Genomic DNA, 26690 nt, shown 5'->3' with positions numbered 1-26690 from the left:
TTCGCTCGCTTTTTTTGCTATGAATTTTTAACTGTTTCAGGCGAACCACTATGGATCGATTGGCGGCAATGGAAACCTTTGTCAGCGTGCTCGAATCAGGGTCGTTTTCTGCGGCCGCGCGGCGGCTCAACCTCGGCCAGCCAGCCGTATCGAAAACCATCGCACAGCTGGAGGAGCACCTTGGCGTGCGGCTATTGCTGCGTTCTACTCGCGGGCTTACACCCACTGAAGCCGGTACCGCCTACTACGAACGTGCCAAGCGTGCCATCGAGGAGGCCCATGAAGCCGATCTCGCCGCACGCGGTGCGGGCAGTGGGCTGCATGGCACTCTGCGCGTCTGTGCGGCGGTGACCTTCGCGCGTCTGCATGTGGTGCCGCACCTGGGAGCGTTTCTCGATGCGCACCCTGACCTGAATATCGACATCGTCCTGGATGACCGCACCGTCAATCTCGTCGAAGAAGGCATCGATGTCGCCTTGCGCATGGGGACGTTGGTCGACTCAAACCTGGTCGCCCGCAAGATCGGTGAATGTCAGCGGTTGGTACTGGCCACTCCTGCCTACGTACAAGCCCATGGCGCGCCTGCCAATCCTACTGATCTGGCGCACCACCAGGCGGTGATTTTCGCCCAGGCCGGGGGCGGCGAACACTGGGCCTTCAAACAAGGCAGCACGGTGCAGTCGGTGACGGTCAACGGGCGGGTACGGGTCAGCGCGGCTGAGGGTGTGCGCGCGGCGGTGCTGGGGCATCTGGGCGTGGCCTTGACGTCGCAATGGATGTTTGCGGCAGAGTTGGCCAGTGGTGAAGTGGTGCCATTGCTGGAGGAGTGGCAATTGCCGCCACTGGATCTGTGGGCGGTATTCCCCACCGGACGCCTGGCCAGCGCCAAGGCGCGGGCCTTCGTTGACTTCGTCGAGGGGTTGATGAGTCGGCAATAAGCAAGGCCGTCCGAAAGCGGCCTTGCGTGGGCGTTATCAACCGCGTAATGCAGGCAGCAACTCCGTGGGCTCTGGACGCAACGTGTAGTCTGGATTGACCTCCGCATACAGAATGATGCCGTCCTGGCCGATGACGAAGCGGCCCGGCATCGGCAAGGTCCAACTCTGGTCACCATTGATGACCGGCAAGTTGTTGCCCAGGCTCAGATAGAGTTCAACCAGGTAATCCGGCAGCTTGAAACGCAGCCCGAAGGCGGCCGCTACTTCATTGCCGCTGTCGCTGAGGATGGGAAACCCAAGGCCGTTCTCGCGTTGCGATTTACGGCTGTTGGCCTGGGTCTGCGGCGAGATCGCGACCAGGCTGGCACTGCGTTCCTGAAAGGCTGGCAGTGCCTGCTCCAGTGCTCGCAGCTCCATGTTGCAATACGGGCACCACACGCCGCGATAGAAGCTGACCACCAGCGGGCCGCGTGCCAGCAGTTCAGTCGAAGACACCAGGTTGCCGTGAGCATCAGGCAGGCTGAACATCGGTGCCACATCGCCGGCCTTGAGTGCGCGTTCGGCGAGACCACTGGCGATCAGTTCGGCAGTGGCGCGGTGCATCACCGCGTGAACAGGTGCCGGGGCGTTGTAAGGAGGCTTGCCGGCAACGAAGTCGGCCTTGAAAGCGTCCAGTTCGGCTTGAAGGGTCATGAGTGTTTCCTCGATGGTTTGATGTGTCGGGACTCATGATCGCGACGTCGCTGCTCACCGAGTAGAGCGCTGGCCAGCATAGTAAATATGCCCATCAGGAATGCTCTTCAGAACGCCCTCCATCGTAGCTGTTTGGCACGAAGCCTTATTCAGTTGGATTCACGCTCAATCGAAGAGCTTCCCATGTGGATCCCCGTGACCTTTCAACAGGCGAAAACCACCCATAACCCAGCCGCAAAGGCCAGATAGGGGTGGTTTCGTTAATCACCATCAGAACGCGCCGTTAACTCAAACCTCACCCACCAGCTTCGCTCCATTCATCCGACGCTTATAGGCGCTATCCCGACTCGCCAACCAGAAATACAACGGCGACGTCACCACCAACCCCACCACCCAGGACAAGTCCGCTCCATTGATGTGCTCGGAAATCGGGCCCACATACAGCGGTGTATTCATGAACGGAATCTGCACTGCAATCCCCACCGCATACGCCAGCAGCGCCTGTGGGTTGTACTTGCCGTAGATGCCGCCGTCCACGCGGAAGATCGACGCGATGTCGTACTTGCCCTTATGGATCGCATAGAAGTCGATCAGGTTGATCGCCGTCCACGGCACCAGTACCACCAGCAGCACCAGTACCATGTCGACGAAGTGGCCGATGAAGTCTTTCGAGGCGAATACCGCGGCAATCGCACACGCGGCCAGCACCAACGTCGAGATCACGGCGCGGCTTTTCGCGGTGGGTATCCAGCGGTAAGCAAAGGTCTGGATCAGGGTGATGATCGACAGCACCGCGCCGTACAGGTTGAGGGCGTTGTGGCTGATGACGCTGAGCAGGAACAGCACCAGCATCAACGGGCCGATGGCGCCGGTGGCGAGTTTGACGGCGTCCATGGTGTCCATGCCTACCGGGGTGGCGAGCACGGCGACGGCGCCGAAGATGAAGGCCAGGCTGGAGCCCAGAGCGGAGCCCAGGTAGGTGGTCCAGAAGGTGGCGGCCACGGGCACGTCGGCCGGCAGGTAGCGGGAGTAGTCGGACACGTAGGGCGCAAAGGCGATCTGCCACAACGCCGCCAGCGACACGGTGGCGAGCCAGCCGGAGATGTTGAATTCGCCACGGGTCAGAAAGTCTGTGGTCTGTACGTGGGTGAAGATATAGCCAAAGCCCAGCACGATGCCGGCGCCGAGCACCCAGGTGCCGATGCGGTTGAGTACGTGGATGAAGCGATAGCCGATGATGCCGATAATGCCGGACCCCACGGCGCCGATCACGATACCCACCGGTACGGGCACGCTGTCGACCACGCCGTGCAGCGATTTACCCGCCAGCACGATGTTGGAGGCGAAGAAACCGACGTACATGACCCCGGCGATCACCACCACCAGCAGCGCGCCGAGCGAGCCGAACTGGGCGCGGCTCTGGATCATTTGCGGGATGCCCATTTGCGGGCCCTGGGCCGAGTGCAAGGCCATCAACACACCGCCGACCAGGTGACCGACGAGGATGGCGACGATGCCCCACAACAGGTTCAGGTGAAACAGCTGTACGCCGAGTGCACCCGTGACGATCGGCAACGGCGCAATGTTGCCGCCGAACCAGAGGGTGAACAGGTCTCTTACCTTTCCGTGGCGATCTTCCGGGGGCACGTATCCAATCGTGTGTTTTTCGATAAGCGGGGCGGAGGATGTTGCAGTGGTGACCATGATGAGCTCCAAGGCAAGGTGAGTACGTTGACGTACTTCGAAGTGCGCCGCAGGGAGGGCGCTTTCTTTGTTGTTGGAGTGATCATCTGTAATGGGCGCGGGGAGGTAAATTAGTAAGTTTGTTGCTATAGACCTTAAAAAATATAGCTCGCGGCCGATTCTGCTCCGGTATGTTGCATGCACGTGAATCCTTGTAAAAAAGCCGATTTTCACGCACTTGTTTGGGGCGAAATCCCACGTTTTTGGAGATCCTGATGGCTGCTTACAACCTGCGCCAGCTCAGATATTTTGTCACCACGGCCGAGTGCGGCAGCGTCGCCGAGGCATCGCGCAAGCTGTATATCGCGCAGCCGTCGGTTTCCACCGCTATCAAGCAGTTGGAAGACAGCTTTGGCGTGCAACTGTTTATCCGCCATCACGCCCAGGGTGTGTCGCTCACACCCAGCGGCGCGCGGTTTTATCGCAAGGCGCTGGAGCTGTTGAGGGTGGCCCATGAGTTCGAGCAGAACGCCCTGGCGGACAATGATGTGGTGGCGGGGCAGATCGATATCGGGTGTTTTGAGACCGTGGCTCCGTTGTATCTGCCGCGCTTGATCGCCGGCTTCAAGGCGCGCTGGCCGGGGGTGGAAATCCGCATACGCGACGGTGAACAGCAAGAGCTGGTGCAAGCGCTGACGGCGGGCAGTATCGATATGGCGATGCTGTTCGAGCATGACCTGGGCGGCACCATCGAGACGACGCCACTGATGCCGCCGCAACAGCCGTATGCGTTGCTGCCGGCCGATCATCGCTTTGCGCAGCAGGCCAGAGTGTCGTTGGCGGACCTGGTGCTGGAACCGATGATTTTGCTGGATGTGCTGCCCAGCCGGACCTACTTCGTGAGCATCTTTGAAGAACGTGGGCTGACGCCGAATATTGTGTTCAGCTCGCCGTCGATCGAGATGGTACGTGGCATGGTGGGGAGGGGGTTCGGCTTTTCGATCCTGGTGACCAAGCCCTTTACCGAGTACACCTATGACGGGCAGAAGGTGGTGTGCGTGCCGTTGGCGGAAACGGTCACGGGGTCCGGTCTGTCGGCCGTGTGGCTGCGGCGGGCACCGTTGACCAAGCCGGTGCAGTTGTTTGTCGACCACTGCCGCGAAGAACTCGCGCGACTCCTTGGCTGACACGATCGTTCTCGCGCCGGACGCGAGAACGAACAACAGCACAAGCCCTAATGCCAGTCAGTTAAGAAGGAGAAAGCTGGAAAGTAACCTGTGGCGAGGGAGCTTGCTCCCGTTGGGCCGCGAAGCGGCCCCGCTCTTTGTTTACAAAGAATGGGACTGCTGCGCAGTCCAACGGGAGCAAGCTCCCTCGCCACAAATACAGCGTTCATTAGCCTAAGCCCTGACTATCAGCTTTCCGGCGCGTAGTTCCTGATGCCCTCGACGCGCATCCAGTCTTCAAGCAGCTGGTTCGTCTTGTTCACGCTTTCCAGATACTTTGGACTGTAGGTGCCATCGGCTTTGTCGGGATGAAAGTTGAAGCTGAAGGTCTCTGATTTCATCGGTCCATCGCCATAATCCAGGTCGCTCGATTCCGGCTGCCCAATCGTTACTTGGGTGCCATTGCGCCTGGCGGCTTCAGACAGTAGATCGATGACCCTCGGGGAGTCTTTTTCTCCTACGGTGATACGGTTGGATTCCTTGTTCGGCGTATTGGGCCCGGGGGTCAGGCGCAATGCCTCTGGCGCTTGAAGTGTGTGGGGAAACGTAGAGGACTGGATACCGTTCATAATAATACTCATGGATGTTTTGGAATTAATAAGCCGCAAGTTTTATGCACGGTATATGTGCTCGACCGGCAGCCCGAAGTTTTGCGGATTCACGATGTTGAAAGTTGTAATGGGTCAGGACTTTCAGGTAACTGGAAGGTTACTCGGCAGGGGCATAGTTAGTGATGCCCGCACTTCTCATCCTGCCTTCAAACATGCGTATTGCCCTTTCGGTTTTATTGACGTACTCGGGGCTGAAGGTGCCGTCCGTCCGGTCCGGTACGAAACTGAATTTGACCGTATGGTAGGTTCCTTTGCCGCCGCCAAAGTCATCCACGCTGGGCTGATCGGATTCCAGTTTGACCTTGACCCGATTCCAGCTTGCGGCATCGTTAAAAAAATCCATGGCATCAGCATGGTCTTCTTCTTTAACGGTGAACTGAGCGTTAGTCGGTTTGGCATGTGCTTCACTTGAGCGTACAGCACGCACTTGGGTATCTGTATTCAGCCATGGAGCGGTCAGCGAAGATGAAATACTACTCATGATAAGCACCTGTAAGTTGGTCAGGGTATAACCCGTCAAGTTGACTGCCTTCATGGGTGGTTATTAAGTTCTTTCGGTTCCTGTCGAAGACTCAACAAGTGTGGCGGAACATTTCATATTTGAGAGTGGACAAGTTTGTATAGCGAAAGCGCCGTATGGCCCCAACTGAGTCGGCACTATACGGCGCATGGGCCTGTTCAAATGTCAGGCCGCGCAGGGAGGCGGGGCGGGTAGGGACGTGTTCAGTTCAAGCGCGGATCGACTCCAGCATGCGTTGCAGCATGGCGTCGCAGCCCGCCAGTTGCTCCAGGCTCACAAACTCATCCGGCTTATGCCCTTGGTCCATGCTGCCTGGCCCGCACACCACGGTAGGAATACCCACGGCATCAAACAACCCGCCCTCGGTGCCAAACGCCACGGTGCCGAAGTCCTGTGAACCGGAAAATGCGGCAATCAACTCCGCCGCATGGCTGCGCTCATCGGTGACCAACCCGGGATAGGCCGACAACTCGGTGAACCGAATACCACTCTGCGCGCTCACCGCCTGCATCCGCGGCAATACCTGTTGCATGGCATAGGCTTGCAGTTCTTCCGCGACATTGACCGGATCTTGAGAGGGCAGTGCGCGGATCTCAAAATCAAACCGGCAATCGGCCGGTACGATATTCAGTGCCTTGCCACCGCTGATCACACCGGTCTGCACGGTGCTGAAGGGCGGGTCAAACCTTGGGTCCTGGTGCGCCCGCAGGCGTTGCCCGATCCGTCCCAGTTCGCCAATCAAGTCGGCGGCATGCTCGATGGCATTCACGCCATAGGGCGCGTAGGCCGAATGGCACGCCTCGCCACGCACATCGCAACGCATCGCCAGCTTGCCCTTGTGGCCGAGTACCGGTTTGAGCTCAGTCGGTTCGCCGATGATGCACAGCATCGGCTTCACCGGCCGCTGTTCCAGCACCGCCAGCAGCGAACGTACGCCCAGGCAACCGACTTCTTCGTCATACGACAGGGCGATATGCACCGGCCTGCGTAATGGTGTCTCTACCAACGCCGGGACCAGCGCCAGTACGCAAGCGATATAGCCCTTCATGTCGGCGGTACCCCGGCCAAACAGCTTGCCGTCGCGCTCGGTCAGCTGAAAAGGCGGCAGGGTCCAGGGCTGGCCATCCACCGGCACCACGTCGGTGTGGCCCGAGAGCACAATGCCCGGCAGCTCCACCGGGCCGATGCTGGCGAACAGGTTGGCCTTGCTGCGTTCGTCGTTGTAGACCAGCTCACTGGCCACGCCAAAACCGGCCAGGTAATCGCGCACGAACTCGATCAGCTGCAGGTTGGATTCACGGCTGGTGGTGTCGAACCCCACCAGCGTTTGCAGCAGTGCGCGGCTGGTGCTCATCGGTCGTCTCCGGCTACACCGTAGCCGGGCGAGCGATCGGGGGCGAGGGCACGGTCGATGTAGTCCTGTACCTGCGGGCGGTAGGCGTCCCAGAGTTTTTGCAGCTCAACGATGGGCTTTTCATCGGCCCAATCCACCCGCAGATTGATGATGGGCCAGGTCAGTTCACCCACCACCACCAGCGCGGCGGAATGCACCGGGCCGGCTTCGCCACCGGCGGCGATGGCGGCATGCATCGCCGCCAGCAAGCGATCCGCCAACTGACCTTCGCCGTGTTCAAAGGCCCGGACCATTGCCTCGATCACGCTGCGCTCGGCGAGCATATTGCCCGCCGCCACGCATTGCTCGCCCGACACCGCGTTGTGGGTGCCGAGGGTTTCGCTGCCGCTGAAATGCACGCTGCGGCCCAGGTGATCAATCGCCGTCAGTTGCCGGTACTGGCTGTAGCCGTTGCGCGTCAGGGCCTTGTCGATGGCATCGGCAGGCGTGAGGCCCTGTTCCAGCAGGTCGAGCACGTCCGGGCCCAGCGCCGGCAGGGTGATGTTCTGGGTCGACACCGCGCCGACACCGGGCCGCAGCCACGGGCAACGGGCGCCCACTGCGATGCTTGAGGAACTGATGGCGATACCCAACTGGCCGGTGTCCGCACAACGGGCGACGATTGAAAAGGTCATGGCTGCCTCCTTACTCCGGGATAACCGCGATCACGTCAATTTCCATCAGCCACTGCGGCTGACCCAGGGCCGACACCACCAACCCGGTGGAAATCGGGAACACGCCTTTGAGCCACTTGCCGACTTCCTGATACACCGGCTCGCGGTAGCGCGGGTCGATCAGGTAGGTGGTGGTCTTGACGATATGCGACAGGTCGGAACCCGCTTCCTCGAGCAATTGCTTGACGTTGCGCATGGCTTGCTCAGCCTGGGCGCGCGGGTCACCGAGGCCGATCAGGTTGCCCTCGAAATCGGTGCCGACCTGGCCGCGCACGTACACGGTATTGCCGGCGCGTACGGCCTGGCACAGGTCGTTGTCCAGGCTCTGGTTGGGGTAGGTTTCCTTGGTGTTGAACATGCGGATGCGAGTGTGGGTGGGGGCGTGGATAGACATCAGAAAAACTCCGGCAAAAGTGATCAGGCGCTGACAGGGGACTGGCGAACCACCGGGGCGGCTTCGCGGTATTCAAGGTATTGGCGTTGAATGGCGATATGGTCGGCGACGTACTTGGCGTCGTGCCATACCCCCCAGATAAACGACGAGCCCCGGCGCGATTGCCACGGCAAACCGAGGAAGTAGATGCCTGGCTCGCTGGCCACACCGCGCTGGTGCTGCGGCTTGCCGGCGGCGTCGAACGCATCGACCTTCAACCAGCTGTAGTCCACGGCAAATCCGGTGGCCCAGATTATCGACGTGATGCCGGCTTTGGTCAGGTCCAGCTCCAGAATCGGGTGCTTGATGCACTCGGCGTCGGGGAACACGCGACGGGCTTCGGGCTCCTCGGGGAGGTCCAGGCCGTTGCGCTCGATGTAGGCGTCCGCCGCATCCAGCAGGGCCAGGTAGTTCTCATCGCCCCGCGCGAGGTTTTCCACCAGGTTGGGTTGAAAGCTTGCGGTGGTGCCATTGAAGGATTGGGTCAGGCCAACCAGGGTCATGCCTTGCTGGGCCAGCTCGCGGAAGTCGATGGTCTTGCCGCCGTGGGCGCCACTCACGGCAATGGTCACGTGCTCACGGCCCGGCTTCATGGCGGCTTGGTCCCATTCGCCCAACACCCCCAGCCACCAGCAGAAATCGCGGTTGCGATAGGCACGGGGCGGACGGTCGTGGGCGCCCACCGACAGGTACACCTGACGCCCGGAGCGTTGCAATTCATCGGCGATCTGCACCCCGGATGAACCGGCACCCACCACCAGCACGGCGCCTGTCGGCAGTTGTGCAGGGTTGCGGTAGTCGGCGGAATGGATCTGGTGCAGCCCGGTGTCTTTGGGCGCAATCGCCGGAATCACCGGTTTCTGGAATGGCCCGGTCGCCGCCACCACCCGGTTGGCTTCGATCACGCCTTCGCTGGTGTGCACGGTAAAGCCCGGGCGGCCGATATTGCGTACCACAGAGAGCACGTCGACGCCCGTGCGTATCGGTGCATTGAACTTGCGCGCATAGGCTTCGAAGTAGTCCGCAACGCGTTCTTTAGGCGCGAAGCCGTCGGCGGCAACGTCATCGAATTCCAACCCTGGAAAACGGTCATGCCAGGCGGGACCGTTGGCCACCAACGAGTCCCAACGCCCGGTGCGCCAGCGCTCGGCAATACGGCTGCGCTCCAGCACCAGATGCTGCACGCCTTGCTTGCTCAAGTGCTCGCTCATGGCCACGCCTGCCTGACCGGCTCCCACTACCAGCGTGTCTATTTTTGTCAGTGCTTCAGTCATGTGTCTGTCCTTGCGTAATGCAGTTGGATTCAGCTTGGGCATGACTTCAAGGCTAGGGGGAGGGCGGTTTTTAATAAAATATTATTAAGCTGGGAAGTGAGCATAAATATCGGATGCAGCCTGTGGGCGGAGCTCTACCTGGCAGAACGCCTGGAACTCCCGCGAATACTTCACCGCGGCCCGTGACGATACCTTCAGGCTGCGCGGTACTGACGACACGTGAATGCGCACGGTAAACGGCGGCGAGGTATCCGGAGCCCTGGTAATTTCCTTGTGTGCTGGGGAATATAGCGCTGCGAGCAGACAGGGTCGATTAGCACAAATGGGCTAATAGCCGTTTAGGGGCATGGAAGGAGTGTGTACGGTTGGAGATAAAACGAGCCACGCCAGACGACGCCGAGCGCGCGTTTGAGATTCGCCGCGAGGCCATTCGCGGTCAATGCATCGGGGCCTACAGTGCTGAGCAAATGGCCCTATGGACACGCGGCACGGCCGAAGACGGCTACAGCGCGTTGATGGACAAGCCATTTTACCTGGGTTGGGTAAACGGTGAGCCGGTCGCCACCGGCATGCTCGACCTCGATAGAAATGAGTTCGGCGCGCTGTTCGTGCTGCCGGCCTTCACCGGGCGCGGGTACGGCAAGGCGATGCTCGACCATCTGGAGAAAGTGGCACGGGAACTGGCGATTGAAGAAGTGGTGCTGGACTCCACGTTGAACGCGGCAAGCTTCTACCGTGCGTGCGGGTATGTGGGCGAGGAGCAGGCGGTGTATCACTCGCCGTCGGGGTTGACGCTGGCGTGTGTGCCGATGGTGAAGCGGCTGGCTGCGGTTTAAACCCTACGGAATCTCCGCACTTGATTGCCTGACAAGCGAAGGTACCTGTATCCCGCAAAACCGTCGGGTCTGTGTCTATCGCCAACGGCCTCGGCCCGGTAGTTTCATGCCACGCTAACTGACGACCGAGTGTCCCATGGATCTTACCGCTGTCCCGTTTGGCACCACGGATTGGGCTACCCTCGAACCCACAGCCCATCCTGGCGTTACCGGCAATGCCTTATGGCGTACTTGCCATTTCGGCACCACCCGCGTGCGCCTGGTGGAGTACACGCCCGGTTACCTGGCGGATCATTGGTGCTGGAGAGGGCATGTGCTGTTGTGCCTTGAAGGCGAGTTGCACACGGAGCTGGAAGATGGTCGCCGGTTCACTCTGACGGCCGGGATGAGTTATCAGGTGGGCAATGACATGGAGGGGCATCGCTCCTCGACGGCCATTGGCGCCAAACTCTTCATTGTCGACTGAACCTGTAGGAGCGAGCTTGCTCGCTCCTACAGACGGCACTTGCGGCTAACTGACTGGCTTAGGGCAAGCTCCCTCCCACATAGGCTGCATCAGGTCAGTGCATCTTGCTGTGGTCCATATGGCTATGGTCCATCCCATCCAGACCGCGTGTTGCAGCCTTCACTTCGACTTTTTGTTCAACACCCTTGGCGTCCTTGACGGTCAGGGTCAGCGGCACCTGGTCGCCTTCCTTGATCTGGCCGGTGAGGCCCATCAGCATTACGTGGTAGCCGTCCGGGTCGAGCTTGACGGCTTTGCCGGCGGGCAGGGCGACCGAATCCACCGGGCCCATTTTCATCACGTCGTCCTTCATGCTCATCTCATGGATCTGCACGTCCTTGGCCACCGGCGATGCCACGCTGAGCAACTGGCTGTCGCTGTCGGCGGTGATCGTCATGAACGCGCCGCTGGACGGCTGGCCCGGCACCGTGGCACGCACCCAGGCATCGGTCACTTGTACCTGGGCACTGGCGTGGGCGGCCAGGCCCAGCAGGGTGAGGCCGAAGGCAACGCGTTTGAGGTGTTGAACGGCAGTCATTAGCAGACCTCCATGACGGTGAGCAGGTCTTCTGCGCACTCTTTAGCGGTAAGGGATGCCGACAGGCCCAGGCGCAGGTTGCCACGGGTGTCGAAGACGAAACTGGTGGAAGTGTGGGACAGGGTGTAGGTGTCACCGGCGGGGATCTTTTCATAGAAAATCCCGAATTCCTTGGCGGCCACGGCGATTTCTTCCGGGGTGCCGTACAACGCTTCGAAGCTGGGGTCGAAGGCCTTCACGTAGCGATCGAGCAGTTCCGGTGTGTCGCGCTCGGGGTCGAGCGTGATGAACACCACCTGCATGATCTCGCCATCGCGGCCCATCAGCTTCTTGGCCTGGGCAGCGCGCGCCAGCGTGGTGGGGCACACGGCCGGGCATTGGGTGAAACCGAAGAACACCACCGGCATCAGGCCACGGAACGAGCTCAGGGTGACGGTTTCGCCGTCGGTATTCTTGAGCTTGAAAGTGCGGCCCATGATCTTGTCACTGAGGTCCTTGCCGTACTTGAAGTTCAGCTTGGGGCTGTAGTCACAGCCGCCCAGCAGGCTGCCCAGGCCCAAAAGGCCCATGCCGGTCAGCACTTTGCGGCGGGTGAATAACGTACTCATCAACTGTGCGTCCTGTGAAGCGCCTGCATGGCTCTGGATCTACACATCAGGCTTTGAAAGGCTTTGAAACGTAGAAACGAGGAGGGCGCACAGTCTACCAACCCGGGGCTGCCCGCGTAATCTGCGACGTTCTGCCACAGGGGCGCGCCGCGCTTCATCCTTTTGTGGCTTCGGTGGTAGAGTCGCCGCCATGAAATCGAGCCTCCCCGACCGTTCGCTGATCGCCTGGATCCTGTACTTCTGCGTGCTGATGAACGTGTTCGTGTGCGGTTTGGGCCATGGGCAAATGTTGGGCCAGCAGCTCAACGGCATCGGTGGCGCGTTCTGCTCGGTGGACGGTAGCCAGGCGCCACTTTCCGATAAAGGGTTGGGCGTTCCGTCGTCCAGCAACATCTCGAACTACTTTGCTTGCCCGGTGTGCAGCGCGATCACCGTGGCCATCGTGTTTCTTATCGGCCTGGCCTGGTTTCTGAGCCTTCAGCAAACCCCGCGCCCGGCCCACGAGCGACGCAGCAAGGCGCCGCCACGTTATTCCTGGCCCTCGGCCAACCCCCGCGCTTCTCCCGCAGCCTGACGTGTGCCTTGGGCTTCCTGTGATCAGGAGGCGTTCTATCGTCACGACTGTGAGTCCATCTGATGACTTCCCTATTGCCTGCAGGCGCCAGCCGCCTGGTCAGCAAGGCATCCCGTTGCCTGCGTGCGGAACCGGTGTTGCCGCAATACCCGAGTAATTCCCGTTGTTTCGTGCACCTGGATGCGCGCCTGCTGCCTCATTGGCACACCTTGTTCGACATCTGCCCGACGTTGCTCAAGCTCGACCCGCCCGAGGGCTTGAACCTGTTCCGCAGCTTCATGACCTGGGCGTATCACCACCAGCCGCCGTTGGATTGGACCTATCACCTGAATGTGTGCCGCTGGCTGCTGGGTTCCACGTACCGGGCGCAGATCGATGAAGAGCCGATCGAAGCGTTCATGGCGGCAGCGGCGGCCTGTTGGATCCATGTGGACAACAGCCAGGCGCGAGGCATTGTCCTGGGCTGGCAAGGGACGACGGTGTTCGATTGGAAGGGCGCTCCGATCAAAGGCGCGGAGCACCAGGCGTTGCCGGCGCTTGTCGGTGACTTTGCCTGGAGCCCGCTGAATGCGCGGGGTGAATTCAGCGCTTGGCGGCCGGTGCCCTGAGACGGCGACGCGCTGCGGCAGCCGCGCAATTTTTAATGAACCCTTGGAGCGTCTGCTTGACCTAACGCATACGACCTAGGAGGTGAACATGCAAATCGAATACATCTGGATCGGCCTGGCCGTGATTCTGTTGCTCGTGGAGTTGTGGGCGATCAATACCGTGTTGCGCAGTACCGGGGGGTGGGAGAGCAAGGGCTTCTGGCTGGTGATTTTGATATTTGTGCCGCTGTTTGGGCTGATTGCCTGGGCGATGTTCGGGCCAAAACGCGAAATGCCTGACCAACGCAGAAGCTGAAGCAGAACAGGCGCCCTTGAGGCGCCTGCAATCAGCTCATGAGAAGCACCGTTACTGTGGCGAGGGAGCTTGCTCCCGCCGGGTCGCGAAGCGGCCCCAGCTTTTGCTTTGCAAAGAATGGGACTGCTACGCGGTCCAGCGGGAGCAAGCTCCCTCGCCACAGGTCGCTCGCTGTCCGTAGATGAGCGTTATCCAGCAATCGCCTTGGCAATCGCGTCATTGAACGCCGGCAAATCATCGGGCGTGCGCGAGGTAATCAAGGTCCAGCCGTTGGCCTTGCATTCCTTGACCTCGGCGTCGACCCAACCGGCGGCTCCGGCATTTTCCAGGTCGATACGCACGCTTTTATACGAGGTCAGCGTCTTGCCCTTGATCACGCCTGCGTCGATCAATGTCCATGGTCCATGGCAGATCGCTGCCACGGTCTTGCCGGCCTTGACGAAATCGTTGATCAACTTCAACGCACTGGCGTCCTGGCGCAGAGTGTCGGCGTTGACGGTGCCACCCGGGATCACCAGGGCGTCGAAATCGCTGCTCAATACATCCGACAGCTTCACGTCGGACTCCACGGTTTTGTCTTTCTCAGTGTCGCCAACGAACGTCTGCGTGGTGCCGCCTTCGCTGGAACCGTGGGTCACGGTCGCGCCGTAGCCGCGCAAGGCCTCCAGTGGCTTGAGCAGTTCATCGCGCTCGATGCCGGTGTTGGAGGTGATGACCAGAATCTTCTTGCCGTTCAGTTGTGAACTCATGATCGAGAGTCTCCTGTTGGATGGGTTAAAACGTCGATATGGAGAGTTGATCAAAGCAGGGCGCTAAAGGTTTAAATTAATTTGCGCTTATTGGCTGGGTGGTTTGGCGTGGCAGTTTCCTTGAACTATCGAAATGTGTCGGGCTCTGCTGCATAAGTGCTCGCCTTTATTGGGGGCGTTCAAAAAGCCTGGAGACAGACCATGACTGCCGATAAAATCCCTGACCCGATCAGTTCCGAACAAGCCCAGAAGGGTGCGGAAAAACCGGCGAAAGGCCAGACGCTGGAACATCCGAATCCGAAGACCGAAACCATCGACAAAGTGCTCACGCCGACCTCGATCAAGGACAACGAACGTCAGGCCGAGGCTATCAACGAGCAAGCCGACAAGGCCGAGCGCAGGTTGGACAACTAAGCATGGCCAAGTCGATCACGGCTTCCGAACTGGGTATCGATCTTGCGCCCGAAGACGATGCCAGCCTGTTCAAGTGGTTCATTGCCAGCTTCTTGATGGGCAAACGCATCCAGGCACCGATTGCCGCGCAGGCTTACCGGGTGATCGTCGAGCAAGAGGGGCGAGATACCGCGCGCAAATTGCAGCATTGCACCTCCCGCGAATTGGTCACTATGTTGGGGCGTGCCCACTACGTGCGCTATGACGAAACCACCGCGCAGCGGCTATTGGACCTTAGCGCCAAGTTGAACGCCGAGTATGCAGGCAGGATCACGCAAATAAGGGACGCCAGTGGCAACCGTTCGGCTTTCGAAAAACGCTTGGGTGAGTTCGAAGGGGTAGGGCCCAAAACCATAGAGATTTTCATGCGCGATGCCGCCAAGGTGTTGTTTTGACGGCATCCTTGTACCTGGGGTGTGCGGGGTGGAGTCTGCCCCGTGAACACTGGCCGGCGTTTGCAGGCGAGGGCACCCATTTGCAGCGTTATGCATCGCGCTTCAATGCTGTGGAAATCAATAGTTCGTTTTATCGGCCGCATCAGCCAAAGACCTACGAACGCTGGGCACAATCAGTGCCTGCAAGCTTTCGTTTTTCGGTGAAGATGCCCAAACGCATCACCCATGAACTGCGCTTGCAGCGTTGCGAGACGGCCCTGGATGAATTTCTGGAGCAGTGCCTGCAACTGGGTGAAAAGCTCGGCTGCCTGCTGGTTCAGTTGCCTCCCTCACTGAGCTATGACCCGGTCGCGGCGTCGATTTTTTTCACTGCGCTGCGCCAGCGTTTTTCCGGCGCGGTGGTGTTGGAGCCGCGGCATGCCACCTGGCGCGATGCCGAGTCGCTGCTGCTGGATTTGCACATAGGCCGGGTCATTGCCGACCCACCTGTTATCGAGATGGGTGCAGGTTGGCCAGGCGTGCACTATCTGCGTCTGCATGGCTCTCCGCGCATCTACTACAGTGCCTATGGGCCGGAACGCGTGAAAGCGTTCGAGCAAGGGCTGAACCTGTCGGTTATGGCAGGCGTGCCCACGTGGTGCATTTTCGATAACACCGCCAGTGGGCATGCGACGGCCGATGCCTTGTGCCTACTCGACCTCCACTCGCATCACTTCCAAACCTAGCTGTTCATAAGCCTCGACACTCGGCACATGCCACTCGGTAATCAGCGTGTGAATACGGTTGCACGGCGCCACCACAAAGGGTTCCACCGCACCGAGCTTGTCGGCCATGGTCACCGCTACCACATGGGAAGCGCTGTCGAGCAGCGCCTGTTTGACCACCACTTCATCGAAGTGCAGCGAGGTGATGCCTATTTGCGGATGCAGGGCGCAAACGCCAGTGAACAACAGGTCGGCCTTGACGCTCTGGATCAGGCGCACGGCATCGTGGCCGCCAGTGGACAGGGTGGCCGGGTTGAGTTGGCCACCAGCCAGGATCACTTTCACATGGGGATGGTCGGCCAGGGCGATGGCGATCATCGGTGACGGCGTGACCACGGTCAGGCGAATCGAGCGCGGCAGTGCTTGGGCAATCTGCAAGGTGGTCGAGCCGGAATCGAATAGCACGATCTGACCGTCTTCCACACGTTGCGCCGCCAATTGTGCAAGCTGGCGCTTGGCCTCATTGCTCTCGCTGACACGCGTAAAAAAATCTTTGCCGGTGTCCTTGGGCCGGGGCAGGGCGCCACCGTGTACACGCTGCAACAAGCCGGCGGCGGCCAGTTCGCCGAGGTCACGGCGGATGGTGTCCTGGGACACGGCGAAATGCTCGACCAGTTCCGCTGCGGTGACTTTTCCGTCGCGCTCCAATAGCAGCAGGATCTTCTGTTTGCGTAAAGAAGGCAGGTCAATGGCTTGATGATTGTTATGCATGTTTGTGCGTCTTTTTGCTGGTTTGTGCGAGATTATTCCCAGGCCGATGTAAACGCAATGGCTGGTTGCGCGGCCGACGCACGGTTACTCTGCATGCTCAGTTCAGGGAGAGGTGACCTAGATGACGTTGATCACAACCATCGAAGACTTACGGAAGCTGGCGCAAAAACGTGTCCCACGCATGTTCTATGATTACGCCGACTCCGGCTCTTGGACTGAAAGCACCTATCGGGCCAACGAAAGCGATTTTGCCCAGATCAAATTCCGCCAGCGCGTGGCGCGCAATATCGACCAGCGCTCGATCCGCACGACGATGATCGGCCAGGACATGGCCATGCCGGTGGCTCTGGCCCCGACCGGACTGGCGGGCATGCAGCATGCCGACGGCGAGATTCTCACCGCCCGTGCCGCTGCCGCATTCGGCCTGCGCTACACCCTGTCGACCATGAGCATCTGTTCGCTGGAGGACATTGCCGAGCATGTCGGCCAGCCATTCTGGTTCCAGCTGTATGTCATGCGTGATCGCGGGTTTATCGAACAGTTGATCGAGCGTGCCAAGGCTGCCGGTGTGGATGCGCTGGTGCTCACGCTGGACTTGCAGATCCTTGGGCAACGCCACAAGGACTTGGTCAATGGCCTGTCGGCGCCGCCCAGATTGACCCTGCCCAATATCCTCAATATGGCAACCAAGCCGCGTTGGGTCATGGGAATGCTCGGCACTAAGCGTCGGGGTTTTGGCAACATTGTCGGGCACGTAAAAGGCGTGGCGGACATGAGTTCACTGTCGTCATGGACCGCCCAGCAATTCGATCCGCGCCTGAGCTGGGACGACGTGGAGTGGATCAAGCGGTGCTGGGGCGGCAAGTTGATCATCAAGGGCATCCTCGATGTGGACGATGCGCGCCTGGCGGCAGACGCCGGTGCCGATGCGCTGGTGGTGAGTAACCACGGTGGTCGTCAACTTGATGGTGCGCCGTCGAGCATCAGCCAATTGCCGGCGATTGTTGAAGCGGTGGGCAATCGGATTGAAGTGTGGCTCGACGGCGGTATTCGCTCCGGCCAGGATGTGCTCAAGGCGGTCGCGCTCGGTGCCAGGGGCACGATGATCGGCCGCCCGCATCTGTACGGTTTGGGTGCCATGGGGGAGGCGGGCGTGGCCAAGGCCCTCGACATCATCGCCCGCGAGCTGGACGTATCGATGGCACTCTGTGGCTATAACGATATACGCGATGTGAACCGCGAGATTTTGCTGCCTGGAACCTTTCCCGAAGGGAATTACCGAGCAAAAAAATCGTAAAAAAGTAAAAAGAGTTGTCCACGAAAACCGTGGGTATCTCTGTGGATAACTTTGCGAAGACCCGGCTGGGTTGGCGATTTAACCTGCGGTTAATATTTGATCAACTTTCGGCGCGGGCCAGTATGGGCAGGGTTTGCGCTTGACACGCAAGCGCGAATTCAGTGCCGAAATGTGCTTCAAGAGTCGCCATTGGCTGCTGTGGAGTGTGTGACCACCCGGGATGGCGCCTGCGCTTGCATCAGCTTGTCCAGCGCCTGGCCATAACTGCGACCGGCCAGGCTCATGCTGTTGTTGTGGGTGGCGCCGGGCACCAGCAGCAGTCGCTTGGGCTCCCGGGCGGCGTCGAATAATTGCTTGCTGAAACGCGGCGGCACGTACTGGTCGGCAAGGCCGTGAACCACCAGCAGCGGCATGTGGACGTCAGCGATCTTGTCGATGGAGTCGAACTTCTGCGAGAGCAACCAGCGCACCGGCAGTGAGGTGTTGGCCACGGCGGTCGCCGCATCCCCCAGGGACGTGAACGTAGATTCGATCACCAATCCACGCACGGGTATCGGCGTTTGCCGGCTCAGTTCGGCCGCCAGGTCGATCGCCACCGCACCGCCCAGGGAGTGGCCGTAGATCAGGCGTTTGCTTGGGTCGGGCTGCAGCACCTGGAAGCGCTCCCAGGCGATGCGGGCGTCGGCGTATACGCTGGTTTCCGACGGCAGGTCGCCGTGGCTCTGGCCGAAGCCACGATAGTCGATGGCCAGCACCGAATAGCCCAGGGCGTGCAATTGCTCGATGCGAAACAGCTGACCGGTGAGGTTCCAGCGCACGCCGTGCAGGTAGAGGATCGCCGGGGCGTCCTTCTTGTCCGCCGGGTACCACCAGCCGTGAATGTTCTGTCCCGACTTGAGGCTGGCCGGCTTGAGGTCGAACTCCTGCACCGCTTTGGGCAGCCCGGTATACCAGCCGGCGGTACCCGGTTCGATGCGAAACACCAACTCGCGCTCTTTGTGTTGCAGCACGGCACAACCCACCGGCAGGCCGACGATCAACAGCACCATGCACAACAGGGGAAACCAGCGCAGGCCGAGGCGAGACAGAAAACGAGAGGACATGAAGGTTCCAGGACAAAAACGAAGCTGGGGTTTTACCAGATGGCTAACCCGGCAAGGAATTAATTCGACAGCCGTGAGTGGGCATTGCTTGCAAAGTGTTACACCGCGACCACAACCTGAACCCGGTTACGCCCCTGCGCCTTGGCCAGGTACAGCGCCTGGTCAGCCTGTGACAGCAAGTGCGAGAGGTCATGGCCGGCCTCGTCAGTGGTGACAATGCCGATGCTGACACTCAGGAACCCGGGCGCCAACAGATCGAGCCGGGCAAACGCCTGGCGAATCCGCTCGGCGACTTGAAACGCCTGCGCTTCATCGCTGTCAGCCAGCAGGCAGGCAAATTCTTCGCCGCCGATGCGTGCGAACACATCGTCTTTGCGCAATGCGGCCAGGCTCACTTGGCTGAAGGCGATCAGCGCTTGGTCGCCCATGGGGTGGCCGAAGCTGTCGTTCAAACGCTTGAAGTGGTCCAGGTCGCACAGCAGCAGGGCTACGCCCTGGTGTCGACGGGCGCTGTTGGCCAGCAGTTTTTCACCCTTGAGCATAAAAGCGCGACGATTATCGATGCCGGTCAGAGCGTCACTGAGGGCGGCGGCCTTGAAGCGCAACTCGGCACGCTCCTTGACCATCGCCAGGGTGACGTAGGCAATGCCGATGGCATACAGCATCGATTCAAACAATATGAACGAGAAAAACGGCACGCCTTCACCGCCCGGAGCCTGGGCGCTTTTGAGGGGCAGGCCAGGGTCGATGAAGGCGCGGAAACAATAGAAAGTCGTGTGCAACAGGGTCAGCACCAACGCTGGTGTATAGGCGACCTCCAGGCTGTCGCGCCGACGCCACAATTCCATGGCCGACAGCACGCCGTAACTGGCGGCCAGCAGTGAATACAGGGTGACCCGTGCCGACAGCGACCCGTAGAACTGCGGCACCAGGCACATCATCAACCACGCGCCGGCCCCTGCAAAGATGCCGGGCATGCTGGGTTTGCGTTGCGCGAACGTGCGCATGGCGGTCCAGTTCATCGCCGCGCTGAGCAGTAACACCACATTGCCCAGGATCAGCGCGACAAAGTCCATGCCCACGCCACGTACCACGATCAGCCCGGTGCCGAGGGAGGCGAGCAGCAGCATGATGCCCAGGTAACCCAGGGTCGGTTCGCGGCCACGGTTCCAGGCATGCACCGTGAGCAGGCCCATCAGGCCGAACACGAACACGGCGACTATCAGTAGCGTCGGGATGTGCAGCATCATTTCCTTGACCTGGAGAGAGATCCTTCTTGGAGCGCGATTGTAGCGGTATCCGCAGCAAGCCGTGACGTCTGCGCCACCTTGACGTTGGCCGGCGCGCGGGAACATGCTCGCGCTCCCACGTACAGAGGCCCGATCATGGACAACAGCCCCGTTCGCATTACCGCCGAAGAAACCCTCTCGAAAAACTGGTACCTGCTGAAAAAATACAGTTTCGACTTGCGCCGCCAGGACGGCAGTTGGCAAGCCCAGACCCGTGAGGTATATGACCGCGGCAATGGCGCGACCATCCTGTTGTACAACCGTACGCAACGTACGGTGTTGCTGATCCGCCAATTCCGCATGCCCACCTTCGTCAACGACTACCACGGCTATCTGATCGAGGCGGCGGCCGGCTTGCTCGACAACGCCAGCCCCGAAGAACGCATTCGCCTGGAAGCCGAAGAAGAGACCGGCTATCGCGTCGGCCACGTGGAAAAAATCTACTCGGCGTTCATGAGCCCCGGCTCGGTGACTGAGCGCATTCACTTCTTTATCGGCGAATACCAACCGGCAGACCGGGTCGGTACGGGCGGTGGCCTGGAAGAAGAGGGCGAGGACATCGAAGTGCTGGAGCTGGGCTTTGAACAGGTGCTGGCGATGGTGCGCGACGGTGAGATCGTGGATGGCAAGACCATCATGCTGTTGCAGTATCTGGAGTTGCGGATGTTGAAAGAGGGCTGGTGAGCCCTCCCGACTGGTGGTTATTGTCAGAAATTCCCCGCAGGAGTACAAATGTACTCCATGACGACTCTCACTCCCCGCCGTACCGCCATCCTGACTTTCATCCGCGACCGCATCGCGCAGCAAGGTCAGCCCCCCAGCCTCGCCGAGATCGCCGAGGCGTTCGGCTTCGCCTCACGCAGTGTTGCGCGCAAACACGTGGTGGCCCTGACCGAAGCCGGTTTTATCGAGGTCAATGCCAACCAGGCCCGGGGCATTCGCCTGCTCAACCAGCCGGCGCGCGCCGAATGGCTGGATGTACCGGTGCTCGGCCGAGTGGCCGCAGGCATGCCCATCGGCGCCGATGCCGATGTGCACAGCCGCCTGCAACTGGACCCTGCCACCTTTACGAAAACCCCGGATTATTTGCTGCGTGTGCAAGGCGATTCGATGATCGAAGACGGCATTCTCGACGGCGACCTGGTGGGCGTGCGTCGCAGTGCCGAGGCGGTAAATGGGCAAATTGTAGTGGCGCGCCTGGACGGCGAAGTCACCATCAAGCGTTTCGAGCGCAGTGGCGACCGCGTGCGCCTGTTGCCGCGCAACCCCGCGTACCAACCCATCGTGGTCGGGGCCGATCAGGACCTGGCCATTGAAGGGGTGTTCTGCGGCCTGGTGAGGCAAGGCTGATGGGCGCCGTGGTTGCCCTGGATGCGCTGTTCAATGGCGGGCGCGTGTGGAAGGGCCGGCCCGTTGCGCCACCGGCCAGCGTGCACCCCACGGGGTTGGCGACGCTGGATGCGGTGCTGCCGACGGGCGGCTGGCCGGAATCGGCCCTGAGCGAAATCCTGATGGCCAAAGAAGGTATCGGCGAGTTGCAATTGGTGCTGCCGACCCTGGCGCGCTTGTCGGCGGCGGGGGAACGTATTGTGTTGGTCGCGCCGCCTTACACGCCATACCCCCACGCCTGGCAGAACGCCGGGGTGGATGTCCGCCAGCTTTCAGTGATCCGGGCCGAGGAGCGCGATGCGCTGTGGGCGGTGGAGCAATGCCTGCGTTCCGGCAGTTGCGGCGCGGTGTTGTGCTGGCCGCGCAAGGCCGATGATCGAGCATTGCGCCGCTTGCAGGTGGCGGCGGAGACCGGGCAGACCCTGGCCTTTGCCTGGCGCGCCCTGGGCGAGGCGGTCAATGCGTCGCCAGCGGCTTTGCGCCTGGCGGTTGAGGCAAGGCCTGCGCAAGTACGGGTGCTCAAGTGCCGGGGCGGGTTGGCCCATCCGGCGCCGATTGCGTTGGCGGGGCACTGAGGTTGCCATGCGTTGGGTGTCTATTGTCTTTCCGCAATTGGCGCTGGACGGGGTGCTGCGTGCGCACCCCGAGCCAGCCCAACCCCTCGCGCTGCTGGCCGGCACGCCGCAACGCCGTGTGCTGCAAACCGTCAACGCAGCGGCGCGTGCCTTGGGCCTGCGCCCTGGGCAATCCCTGACGGCGGCCCATGCCCTGACCAAGAGCTTTGCCTGCGCCGAGTATGACCCCGCCGAAATCGAGCGTTGGCAACAGTTTCTCGCGGCCTGGGCCTACCGTTTCAGTTCCCAGGTCAGCCTGTACTACCCACGTGCCTTGTTGTTCGAGATCGAGTCGAGCCTGGGGTTGTTTGGGCCGTGGCCGCAGTTCGAAGCGCGTTTGCGCAAGGAGCTGACCGAGTTGGGCTTTCGCCACCGTATCGTTGCCGCGCCCAACCCCGTGGCGGCGCGGGTGTTGGCGAACGTCCACGATGGCCTGGCGGTGGACGACGACGCCTTGAACCAGGCCCTGGCGCCGCTGCCCATCGACCGCGCCGGCCTCGACCCGCAGGCCGCCATCGCGTTGTCACGCATGGGCCTGCGCACACTGGCCCAGGTGCAGGCGTTGCCCCGGCACACCCTGGCGCGGCGTTTTGAGGCGGGCCTGCTCAAGCACCTGGACACACTGATCGGGCAACGGCCCTTGGCCTTGGCGTTCTATCAGCCGCCGGATCAGTTCGAGGCGCGCATCGAGTTGAATTTCGACGTGCAATCCCACCAGGCGCTGCTGTTCCCCTTGCGACGTTTGACCGGCGACCTATCCGCTTTCCTCTGCGGTCGCGACAGCGGGGTGCAGCGCTTTGACCTGCACCTGGAGCACGCCCAGCAGCCCGACAGCGTGATCAAGGTCGGCCTGCTCAGCGCCGAGCGCGAGCCTTCGATGTTGTTCGAATTGGCCCGTGGGCGTCTGGAACAGGTGCAAGTCACCGCGCCGGTACGCGGCGTGCGCCTTGTCGCCCAGGACTTGCCGGTGTTCGTACCGCAGCGCCAGGACCTGTTCGACGACCGTCCGCAACAGACCCTGCCCTGGGAGCAACTGCGCGAACGCCTGCGTGCGCGCCTTGGGGATGACGCGGTGCAGAGTCTGCGCTTTCATGCCGACCATCGTCCCGAATGCGCCTGGCAAGCGGCGGCCGATAAGCACCCATGCCAGCCCCTGGGCACCGTGCATCGCCCCGGTTGGCTGCTGAACGAGCCGACCTTGCTGGCCGAGCAGGGCGTGCAGATCCTCATGGGCCCGGAACGCATCGAGTCCGGCTGGTGGGATGGTGCCGATATCCGTCGCGACTATTACCTGATTCGCACCCGCGCCGGCCAGCAAGGCTGGGCCTATCGTACCGTCGGGGAACACGATGGGCTGTGGTTGCAGGGTTGGTTTGCATGAGTTACGCCGAGCTGCATTGCCTGTCCAACTTCAGTTTCCAGCGTGGCGCCTCCAGTGCGCTGGAGTTGTTCGAACGGGCCAAAGCTCAAGGCTACAGCGCCCTGGCGATCACCGACGAATGCTCGCTGGCAGGTATCGTACGTGCCTGGCAGGCGGCGAAGGCGGTGGAGTTGCCGTTGATTATCGGCAGTGAGGTGCGCATCGAAAACGGTCCGAAACTGGTGCTGCTGGTGGAAGACCTGAGCGGCTACCAGCACCTGTGCCGCTTGATTACCCTGGCTCGCCGTCGGGCCGAAAAGGGCCGTTATCGCCTGCTGCAAGAAGACTTCGAGCAACCGTTGCCGGGCCTTTTGGCCTTGTGGGTGGCCGAAGACAGCGACACCCAGGCTTCGATTCAATGGTTGCGCCACACCTTCGCCGAACGCCTCTGGCTGGCGGTGCACCTGCACTGCGGTCAGGGCGATGCGCGCCATCTGGAGCAACGCCTGCACCTGGCCGCCAGCCTGAATATCAAGGCGGTGGCCTGTGGCGATGTGCATATGCACGTTCGCGGCCGCCGTGCCCTGCAAGACACCATGACCGCTATCCGTCATCACGTGCCGGTGGCCGAGGCCGGCATGCGGCTGCACCCCAATGGCGAGCGGCACTTGCGTGACCTCGGCGCCCTGGCCGCGCTGTACCCCCAAGCGTTGCTCGACGAAACCCGGGCCATTGCACGCCGTTGCACTTTTGACCTGAGCCAGTTGCATTACCACTACCCGCGCGAGCTGGTACCTGAGGGGCATGATGCAACGTCCTGGCTGCATGCCGTGACGCAAGAAGGCATCGCCCGGCGCTGGCCAAAGGGGGTTGATAGCAAGACCTTGCAGCAGATCGACAAGGAATTGGAGGTGATCGGCACCCTCGGTTATGAAAGCTATTTCCTCACGGTCCACGACATCGTGCGCTTCGCCCGCAGCCGTTCGATCCTGTGCCAGGGCCGGGGTTCGGCGGCCAACTCAGCCGTCTGTTTTGCCTTGGGCATTACCGAGATCGACCCAAGCCTGACGGATATGCTGTTCGAGCGCTTCCTGTCCAAGGAGCGCAATGAACCGCCAGATATCGATGTGGACTTCGAGCACGACCGCCGCGAGGAGGTGTTGCAGTACGTGTTCCAACGCTACGGCCGCACGCGCGCGGCGCTGACGGCGGTGGTCAGTTGTTATCACGCGGCCGGCGCGGTGCGCGATGTGGCCAAGGCCTTGGGGCTGCCGCCGGACCAGATCAACGCCCTGGCCGAATGCTGCGGGCGCTGGAGTGACGATGCGCCACCCCTGGAGCGCCTGCGTGAAAGCGGCTTTGACCCGCAAAGCCCGACCCTGCGCCGGGTGCTGGCGTTGACTCAGCAACTGATCGGCTTTCCCCGCCATCTGTCCCAGCACCCCGGCGGCTTCGTGATTTCCGAATACCCGCTGGACACCCTGGTACCGGTGGAAAACGCCGCCATGGCCGAGCGCACCATCATCCAGTGGGACAAGGACGACCTCGATGCTGTCGGCCTGCTCAAGGTGGATATTCTGGCCCTGGGCATGCTCAGTGCAATCCGCCGCTGCTTCGACCTGTTGCATCGCCACCGCGGTATTGACCTGACCTTGGCGACGATCCCCAAGGACGATGCGGCGACCTACGCGATGATCAGCAAGGCCGACACCATCGGCGTGTTCCAGATCGAGTCGCGGGCGCAGATGTCGATGTTGCCGAGGCTCAAGCCAAAGAATTACTACGACTTGGTGATTGAGGTGGCGATTGTGCGGCCTGGGCCGATCCAGGGTGGCATGGTGCATCCTTATCTGCGACGTCGAAACAACGAAGAAGAAGCCACTTACCCTTCGCCGAAATTGAAAAAGGTGCTGGAGCGCACCTTGGGCATTCCACTGTTCCAGGAACAGGTGATGCAGATCGCCATGGTCGCTGCCGACTACAGCCCCGGCGAGGCCGACCAGTTGCGCCGCTCGATGGCTGCCTGGAAACGCCACGGCGGGCTGGAACCGCACCAGAATCGCCTGCGCGACGGCATGCTGAAAAACGGCTACAGCGAAGCCTTCGCCGCGCAGATTTTCGAGCAGATCAAGGGTTTTGGCAGCTATGGTTTCCCAGAGTCCCACGCGGCCAGTTTTGCCCTGCTGACCTATGCCAGTTGCTGGCTCAAATGTCATGAGCCGGCGGCCTTCGCTTGTGCGCTGATCAACAGTTGGCCCATGGGCTTCTACAGCCCGGACCAGATCCTGCAGGATGCCCGGCGCCATCGGTTGCAGATCCGCCCGGTGGATGTGCAGGCCAGCGATTGGGATTGCAGCCTGGAACCTATCGAGGGTGTGCAACCGGCGATTCGCATGGGCTTGCGCATGGTCGCGGGGTTTCGTGAGGAGGATGCGCGCCGTATCGAGGCCGCCCGCCAACGCCAGGCGTTCAGCGATATTGCCGACCTGGACGCACGCGCCGGGCTGGACGCGCGGGCCCAGGCGTTGTTGGCGGATGCCGGAGCCTTGCGCGCGTTGGCCGGTCACCGGCACAAAGCGCGCTGGGAGGTGGCTGGGGTGCATAAGCAACTGGGCCTGTTCGCCGGTTTGCCCAGCCCTGACGAAGCGGTGGTGGAGTTGCCCGCGCCCTCGATCGGCGAAGACCTGCACGCTGATTACGCCACCGTGGGCACCACCCTTGGCCCGCACCCTTTGGCCTTGTTGCGGGATGAGTTGCGCAAACGCCGCTGCCGCAGTTCCCATGAGCTTATGGTGGTCGAGCATGGTCGTAACGTGAGCGTTGCCGGGTTGGTCACGGGGCGGCAGCGACCCGGCACGGCCAGCGGCGTCACCTTCGTCACGCTGGAGGATGAGTTCGGCAACCTCAACGTGGTGGTCTGGCGTGACCTGGCTGAGCGCCAGCGCCAAGCGCTGGTGGGTTCGCGGCTGCTCAAGGTAGACGGGCGCTGGGAAGCGGTAGGTGACGTGCGGCACTTGATTGCCGGGCGTTTGACCGACTTGACGCCGTTGTTGGAGGGGATCAATGTGCGCAGCCGGGATTTTCACTGAAACCGTCGATGTGGGTTGCATTTAGCGCTTGGTGTAAAGGCAGTGAAACGATCTGCCGTTGGCGCGCT

At 61.2% G+C, this 26690-nt stretch carries 30 protein-coding genes and 1 pseudogene; 16 read left to right on the top strand and 15 right to left on the bottom strand.

Annotated elements, in window-relative coordinates; all coding sequences use genetic code 11:
* Window positions 1-50: 50 nt before the first annotated feature.
* Window positions 51-938 (top strand): LysR family transcriptional regulator, encoded by an 888-nt coding sequence (locus M5B97_RS02310; RefSeq protein WP_123718699.1) that lies wholly within the window; start codon window positions 51-53, stop codon window positions 936-938.
* 36 nt (window positions 939-974) lie between these two features.
* On the opposite strand, the gene M5B97_RS02305 is transcribed toward M5B97_RS02310, so the two are convergent.
* Together M5B97_RS02305 and M5B97_RS02300 are read right to left on the bottom strand one after the other, a co-directional pair.
* Complete coding sequence (locus M5B97_RS02305) at window positions 975-1631, bottom strand: peroxiredoxin-like family protein (protein ID WP_248730618.1); 657 nt, start codon at window positions 1629-1631, stop codon at window positions 975-977.
* Between the two features lie 288 nt (window positions 1632-1919).
* Window positions 1920-3335, bottom strand: coding sequence for a cytosine permease (locus tag M5B97_RS02300; protein ID WP_123718697.1), 1416 nt, complete (start codon window positions 3333-3335; stop codon window positions 1920-1922).
* 254 nt (window positions 3336-3589) lie between these two features.
* Between M5B97_RS02300 and M5B97_RS02295 the strand changes: the two genes are divergently transcribed.
* Window positions 3590-4501: a LysR family transcriptional regulator gene (locus M5B97_RS02295; protein ID WP_123718696.1), complete on the top strand. Its 912-nt coding sequence runs from the start codon at window positions 3590-3592 to the stop codon at window positions 4499-4501.
* 227 nt (window positions 4502-4728) lie between these two features.
* Here M5B97_RS02295 and M5B97_RS02290 read toward each other — a convergent pair whose 3' ends face one another.
* The 7 genes and pseudogenes from M5B97_RS02290 to M5B97_RS02260 form a co-directional block, all read right to left on the bottom strand.
* Window positions 4729-5109 (bottom strand): hypothetical protein, encoded by a 381-nt coding sequence (locus tag M5B97_RS02290; protein ID WP_248730617.1) that lies wholly within the window; start codon window positions 5107-5109, stop codon window positions 4729-4731.
* Window positions 5110-5248: 139 nt separating this feature from the next.
* Window positions 5249-5632, bottom strand: a complete 384-nt coding sequence (locus M5B97_RS02285) for a hypothetical protein (RefSeq protein ID WP_248730616.1) — start codon at window positions 5630-5632, stop codon at window positions 5249-5251.
* 247 nt (window positions 5633-5879) lie between these two features.
* Window positions 5880-7025, bottom strand: a complete 1146-nt coding sequence (gene argE / locus M5B97_RS02280) for an acetylornithine deacetylase (protein ID WP_248730615.1) — start codon at window positions 7023-7025, stop codon at window positions 5880-5882.
* Window positions 7022-7699: a DUF1028 domain-containing protein gene (locus tag M5B97_RS02275; RefSeq protein ID WP_123718692.1), complete on the bottom strand. Its 678-nt coding sequence runs from the start codon at window positions 7697-7699 to the stop codon at window positions 7022-7024. The genes argE and M5B97_RS02275 overlap by 4 nt, the downstream gene beginning before the upstream one ends.
* Before the next feature lie 10 nt (window positions 7700-7709).
* Entirely contained in the window at window positions 7710-8132 is a 423-nt protein-coding gene (locus M5B97_RS02270; RefSeq protein WP_134657563.1) for a RidA family protein, read from the bottom strand.
* Window positions 8133-8155: 23 nt separating this feature from the next.
* Window positions 8156-9445, bottom strand: a complete 1290-nt coding sequence (locus M5B97_RS02265) for an NAD(P)/FAD-dependent oxidoreductase (protein WP_248730614.1) — start codon at window positions 9443-9445, stop codon at window positions 8156-8158.
* 162 nt (window positions 9446-9607) lie between these two features.
* Window positions 9608-9721 (bottom strand): annotated as a pseudogene (locus M5B97_RS02260) (DNA-binding response regulator); the annotation flags it as partial.
* Between the two features lie 89 nt (window positions 9722-9810).
* Between M5B97_RS02260 and M5B97_RS02255 the strand changes: the two are divergent.
* Window positions 9811-10281, top strand: coding sequence for a GNAT family N-acetyltransferase (locus M5B97_RS02255; RefSeq protein WP_248730613.1), 471 nt, complete (start codon window positions 9811-9813; stop codon window positions 10279-10281).
* Window positions 10282-10417: 136 nt separating this feature from the next.
* Window positions 10418-10747, top strand: a complete 330-nt coding sequence (locus tag M5B97_RS02250; protein ID WP_123718685.1) for a DHCW motif cupin fold protein — start codon at window positions 10418-10420, stop codon at window positions 10745-10747.
* Between the two features lie 94 nt (window positions 10748-10841).
* Here the strand turns inward: M5B97_RS02250 and M5B97_RS02245 are convergent, their stop codons facing one another.
* Window positions 10842-11324 (bottom strand): copper chaperone PCu(A)C, encoded by a 483-nt coding sequence (locus M5B97_RS02245; protein WP_123718684.1) that lies wholly within the window; start codon window positions 11322-11324, stop codon window positions 10842-10844.
* Entirely contained in the window at window positions 11324-11932 is a 609-nt protein-coding gene (locus tag M5B97_RS02240; protein ID WP_053255622.1) for an SCO family protein, read from the bottom strand. The genes M5B97_RS02245 and M5B97_RS02240 overlap by 1 nt, the downstream gene beginning before the upstream one ends.
* A gap of 190 nt (window positions 11933-12122) precedes the next feature.
* Here M5B97_RS02240 and M5B97_RS02235 point away from each other — a divergent pair, with 190 nt between their 5' ends.
* The 3 genes from M5B97_RS02235 (at window position 12123) to M5B97_RS02225 (ending at window position 13409) form a co-directional block, all read left to right on the top strand.
* A complete protein-coding gene (locus tag M5B97_RS02235) occupies window positions 12123-12506 on the top strand; it encodes a DUF2946 domain-containing protein (RefSeq protein ID WP_248730612.1) in 384 nt (127 codons plus the stop codon).
* Between the two features lie 62 nt (window positions 12507-12568).
* Window positions 12569-13114 carry a putative natural product biosynthesis protein gene (locus tag M5B97_RS02230; protein WP_248730611.1) on the top strand — a complete coding sequence of 182 codons (546 nt, stop codon included), beginning with the start codon at window positions 12569-12571 and terminating at the stop codon, window positions 13112-13114.
* Between the two features lie 88 nt (window positions 13115-13202).
* Window positions 13203-13409, top strand: a complete 207-nt coding sequence (locus tag M5B97_RS02225) for a PLDc N-terminal domain-containing protein (protein ID WP_134657553.1) — start codon at window positions 13203-13205, stop codon at window positions 13407-13409.
* Between the two features lie 188 nt (window positions 13410-13597).
* Here the strand turns inward: M5B97_RS02225 and M5B97_RS02220 are convergent, their stop codons facing one another.
* The gene (locus tag M5B97_RS02220) at window positions 13598-14158 is read right to left on the bottom strand and encodes a type 1 glutamine amidotransferase domain-containing protein (RefSeq protein ID WP_123718680.1); all 561 of its coding nucleotides are present in this window, start codon (window positions 14156-14158) and stop codon (window positions 13598-13600) included.
* Window positions 14159-14359: 201 nt separating this feature from the next.
* Between M5B97_RS02220 and M5B97_RS02215 the strand changes: the two genes are divergently transcribed.
* Genes M5B97_RS02215 through M5B97_RS02205 form a run of 3 tightly spaced genes read left to right on the top strand, consistent with a single transcriptional unit; the run spans window position 14360 to window position 15731 of the window.
* Window positions 14360-14572, top strand: a complete 213-nt coding sequence (locus M5B97_RS02215) for a hypothetical protein (RefSeq protein ID WP_123718679.1) — start codon at window positions 14360-14362, stop codon at window positions 14570-14572.
* Between the two features lie 2 nt (window positions 14573-14574).
* Window positions 14575-15006 (top strand): DNA methylase, encoded by a 432-nt coding sequence (locus tag M5B97_RS02210; protein ID WP_134657551.1) that lies wholly within the window; start codon window positions 14575-14577, stop codon window positions 15004-15006.
* A complete protein-coding gene (locus M5B97_RS02205) occupies window positions 15003-15731 on the top strand; it encodes a DUF72 domain-containing protein (RefSeq protein WP_248730610.1) in 729 nt (242 codons plus the stop codon). Before M5B97_RS02210 ends, M5B97_RS02205 begins: the two co-directional genes overlap by 4 nt.
* Here M5B97_RS02205 and M5B97_RS02200 read toward each other — a convergent pair.
* A complete protein-coding gene (locus M5B97_RS02200) occupies window positions 15696-16481 on the bottom strand; it encodes a DeoR/GlpR family DNA-binding transcription regulator (RefSeq protein WP_123718676.1) in 786 nt (261 codons plus the stop codon). The two genes, M5B97_RS02205 and M5B97_RS02200, sit on opposite strands and share 36 nt — an antisense overlap.
* Window positions 16482-16602: 121 nt before the next feature.
* Between M5B97_RS02200 and M5B97_RS02195 the strand changes: the two genes are divergently transcribed.
* Complete coding sequence (locus tag M5B97_RS02195) at window positions 16603-17778, top strand: alpha-hydroxy acid oxidase (RefSeq protein ID WP_248730609.1); 1176 nt, start codon at window positions 16603-16605, stop codon at window positions 17776-17778.
* A gap of 176 nt (window positions 17779-17954) precedes the next feature.
* On the opposite strand, the gene M5B97_RS02190 is transcribed toward M5B97_RS02195, so the two are convergent.
* Both M5B97_RS02190 and M5B97_RS02185 read right to left on the bottom strand, forming a co-directional pair.
* Window positions 17955-18881, bottom strand: coding sequence for an alpha/beta hydrolase (locus M5B97_RS02190; RefSeq protein WP_248730608.1), 927 nt, complete (start codon window positions 18879-18881; stop codon window positions 17955-17957).
* 98 nt (window positions 18882-18979) lie between these two features.
* The gene (locus M5B97_RS02185) at window positions 18980-20131 is read right to left on the bottom strand and encodes a GGDEF domain-containing protein (RefSeq protein WP_248730607.1); all 1152 of its coding nucleotides are present in this window, start codon (window positions 20129-20131) and stop codon (window positions 18980-18982) included.
* Window positions 20132-20266: 135 nt separating this feature from the next.
* On the opposite strand from M5B97_RS02185, the gene M5B97_RS02180 reads away from it, so the two are divergent.
* From M5B97_RS02180 to M5B97_RS02160, 5 genes are read left to right on the top strand one after another with little or no spacing between them, the layout of a single operon-like run.
* Window positions 20267-20854, top strand: coding sequence for an NUDIX domain-containing protein (locus M5B97_RS02180; protein ID WP_248730606.1), 588 nt, complete (start codon window positions 20267-20269; stop codon window positions 20852-20854).
* Window positions 20855-20902: 48 nt separating this feature from the next.
* Window positions 20903-21520, top strand: coding sequence for a transcriptional repressor LexA (gene lexA, locus M5B97_RS02175; RefSeq protein ID WP_123718671.1), 618 nt, complete (start codon window positions 20903-20905; stop codon window positions 21518-21520).
* Window positions 21520-22134: a translesion DNA synthesis-associated protein ImuA gene (gene imuA, locus M5B97_RS02170; RefSeq protein ID WP_123718670.1), complete on the top strand. Its 615-nt coding sequence runs from the start codon at window positions 21520-21522 to the stop codon at window positions 22132-22134. Before lexA ends, imuA begins: the two co-directional genes overlap by 1 nt.
* Before the next feature lie 7 nt (window positions 22135-22141).
* Entirely contained in the window at window positions 22142-23554 is a 1413-nt protein-coding gene (locus M5B97_RS02165) for a DNA polymerase Y family protein (protein ID WP_248730605.1), read from the top strand.
* Window positions 23551-26622, top strand: coding sequence for an error-prone DNA polymerase (locus M5B97_RS02160; RefSeq protein ID WP_248730604.1), 3072 nt, complete (start codon window positions 23551-23553; stop codon window positions 26620-26622). Before M5B97_RS02165 ends, M5B97_RS02160 begins: the two co-directional genes overlap by 4 nt.
* Window positions 26623-26690 lie beyond the last annotated feature (68 nt).

This window comes from Pseudomonas sp. MWU13-2517 (assembly GCF_023242545.1).
In the GTDB taxonomy this organism is placed as follows: Bacteria; Pseudomonadota; Gammaproteobacteria; order Pseudomonadales; family Pseudomonadaceae; genus Aquipseudomonas.
Note: the sequence above shows the minus strand (reverse complement) of the source record. Positions and strands in the feature narration are given on the sequence as shown.

Excerpts from the sequence above, each read along its gene's own strand:
- M5B97_RS02310 (WP_123718699.1), top strand. The coding sequence starts at position 51 with ATGGATCGATTGGCGGCAATGGAAACCTTTGTCAGCGTGCTCGAATCA.
- M5B97_RS02305 (WP_248730618.1), bottom strand. The coding sequence starts at position 1,631 with ATGACCCTTCAAGCCGAACTGGACGCTTTCAAGGCCGACTTCGTTGCC.
- M5B97_RS02300 (WP_123718697.1), bottom strand. The coding sequence starts at position 3,335 with ATGGTCACCACTGCAACATCCTCCGCCCCGCTTATCGAAAAACACACG.
- M5B97_RS02295 (WP_123718696.1), top strand. The coding sequence starts at position 3,590 with ATGGCTGCTTACAACCTGCGCCAGCTCAGATATTTTGTCACCACGGCC.
- M5B97_RS02290 (WP_248730617.1), bottom strand. The coding sequence starts at position 5,109 with ATGAACGGTATCCAGTCCTCTACGTTTCCCCACACACTTCAAGCGCCA.
- M5B97_RS02285 (WP_248730616.1), bottom strand. The coding sequence starts at position 5,632 with ATGAGTAGTATTTCATCTTCGCTGACCGCTCCATGGCTGAATACAGAT.
- argE (WP_248730615.1), bottom strand. The coding sequence starts at position 7,025 with ATGAGCACCAGCCGCGCACTGCTGCAAACGCTGGTGGGGTTCGACACC.
- M5B97_RS02275 (WP_123718692.1), bottom strand. The coding sequence starts at position 7,699 with ATGACCTTTTCAATCGTCGCCCGTTGTGCGGACACCGGCCAGTTGGGT.
- M5B97_RS02270 (WP_134657563.1), bottom strand. The coding sequence starts at position 8,132 with ATGTCTATCCACGCCCCCACCCACACTCGCATCCGCATGTTCAACACC.
- M5B97_RS02265 (WP_248730614.1), bottom strand. The coding sequence starts at position 9,445 with ATGACTGAAGCACTGACAAAAATAGACACGCTGGTAGTGGGAGCCGGT.
- M5B97_RS02250 (WP_123718685.1), top strand. The coding sequence starts at position 10,418 with ATGGATCTTACCGCTGTCCCGTTTGGCACCACGGATTGGGCTACCCTC.
- M5B97_RS02245 (WP_123718684.1), bottom strand. The coding sequence starts at position 11,324 with ATGACTGCCGTTCAACACCTCAAACGCGTTGCCTTCGGCCTCACCCTG.
- M5B97_RS02240 (WP_053255622.1), bottom strand. The coding sequence starts at position 11,932 with ATGAGTACGTTATTCACCCGCCGCAAAGTGCTGACCGGCATGGGCCTT.
- M5B97_RS02235 (WP_248730612.1), top strand. The coding sequence starts at position 12,123 with ATGAAATCGAGCCTCCCCGACCGTTCGCTGATCGCCTGGATCCTGTAC.
- M5B97_RS02230 (WP_248730611.1), top strand. The coding sequence starts at position 12,569 with ATGACTTCCCTATTGCCTGCAGGCGCCAGCCGCCTGGTCAGCAAGGCA.
- M5B97_RS02225 (WP_134657553.1), top strand. The coding sequence starts at position 13,203 with ATGCAAATCGAATACATCTGGATCGGCCTGGCCGTGATTCTGTTGCTC.
- M5B97_RS02220 (WP_123718680.1), bottom strand. The coding sequence starts at position 14,158 with ATGAGTTCACAACTGAACGGCAAGAAGATTCTGGTCATCACCTCCAAC.
- M5B97_RS02215 (WP_123718679.1), top strand. The coding sequence starts at position 14,360 with ATGACTGCCGATAAAATCCCTGACCCGATCAGTTCCGAACAAGCCCAG.
- M5B97_RS02210 (WP_134657551.1), top strand. The coding sequence starts at position 14,575 with ATGGCCAAGTCGATCACGGCTTCCGAACTGGGTATCGATCTTGCGCCC.
- M5B97_RS02200 (WP_123718676.1), bottom strand. The coding sequence starts at position 16,481 with ATGCATAACAATCATCAAGCCATTGACCTGCCTTCTTTACGCAAACAG.
- M5B97_RS02195 (WP_248730609.1), top strand. The coding sequence starts at position 16,603 with ATGACGTTGATCACAACCATCGAAGACTTACGGAAGCTGGCGCAAAAA.
- M5B97_RS02190 (WP_248730608.1), bottom strand. The coding sequence starts at position 18,881 with ATGTCCTCTCGTTTTCTGTCTCGCCTCGGCCTGCGCTGGTTTCCCCTG.
- M5B97_RS02185 (WP_248730607.1), bottom strand. The coding sequence starts at position 20,131 with ATGATGCTGCACATCCCGACGCTACTGATAGTCGCCGTGTTCGTGTTC.
- M5B97_RS02180 (WP_248730606.1), top strand. The coding sequence starts at position 20,267 with ATGGACAACAGCCCCGTTCGCATTACCGCCGAAGAAACCCTCTCGAAA.
- lexA (WP_123718671.1), top strand. The coding sequence starts at position 20,903 with ATGTACTCCATGACGACTCTCACTCCCCGCCGTACCGCCATCCTGACT.
- imuA (WP_123718670.1), top strand. The coding sequence starts at position 21,520 with ATGGGCGCCGTGGTTGCCCTGGATGCGCTGTTCAATGGCGGGCGCGTG.
- M5B97_RS02165 (WP_248730605.1), top strand. The coding sequence starts at position 22,142 with ATGCGTTGGGTGTCTATTGTCTTTCCGCAATTGGCGCTGGACGGGGTG.
- M5B97_RS02160 (WP_248730604.1), top strand. The coding sequence starts at position 23,551 with ATGAGTTACGCCGAGCTGCATTGCCTGTCCAACTTCAGTTTCCAGCGT.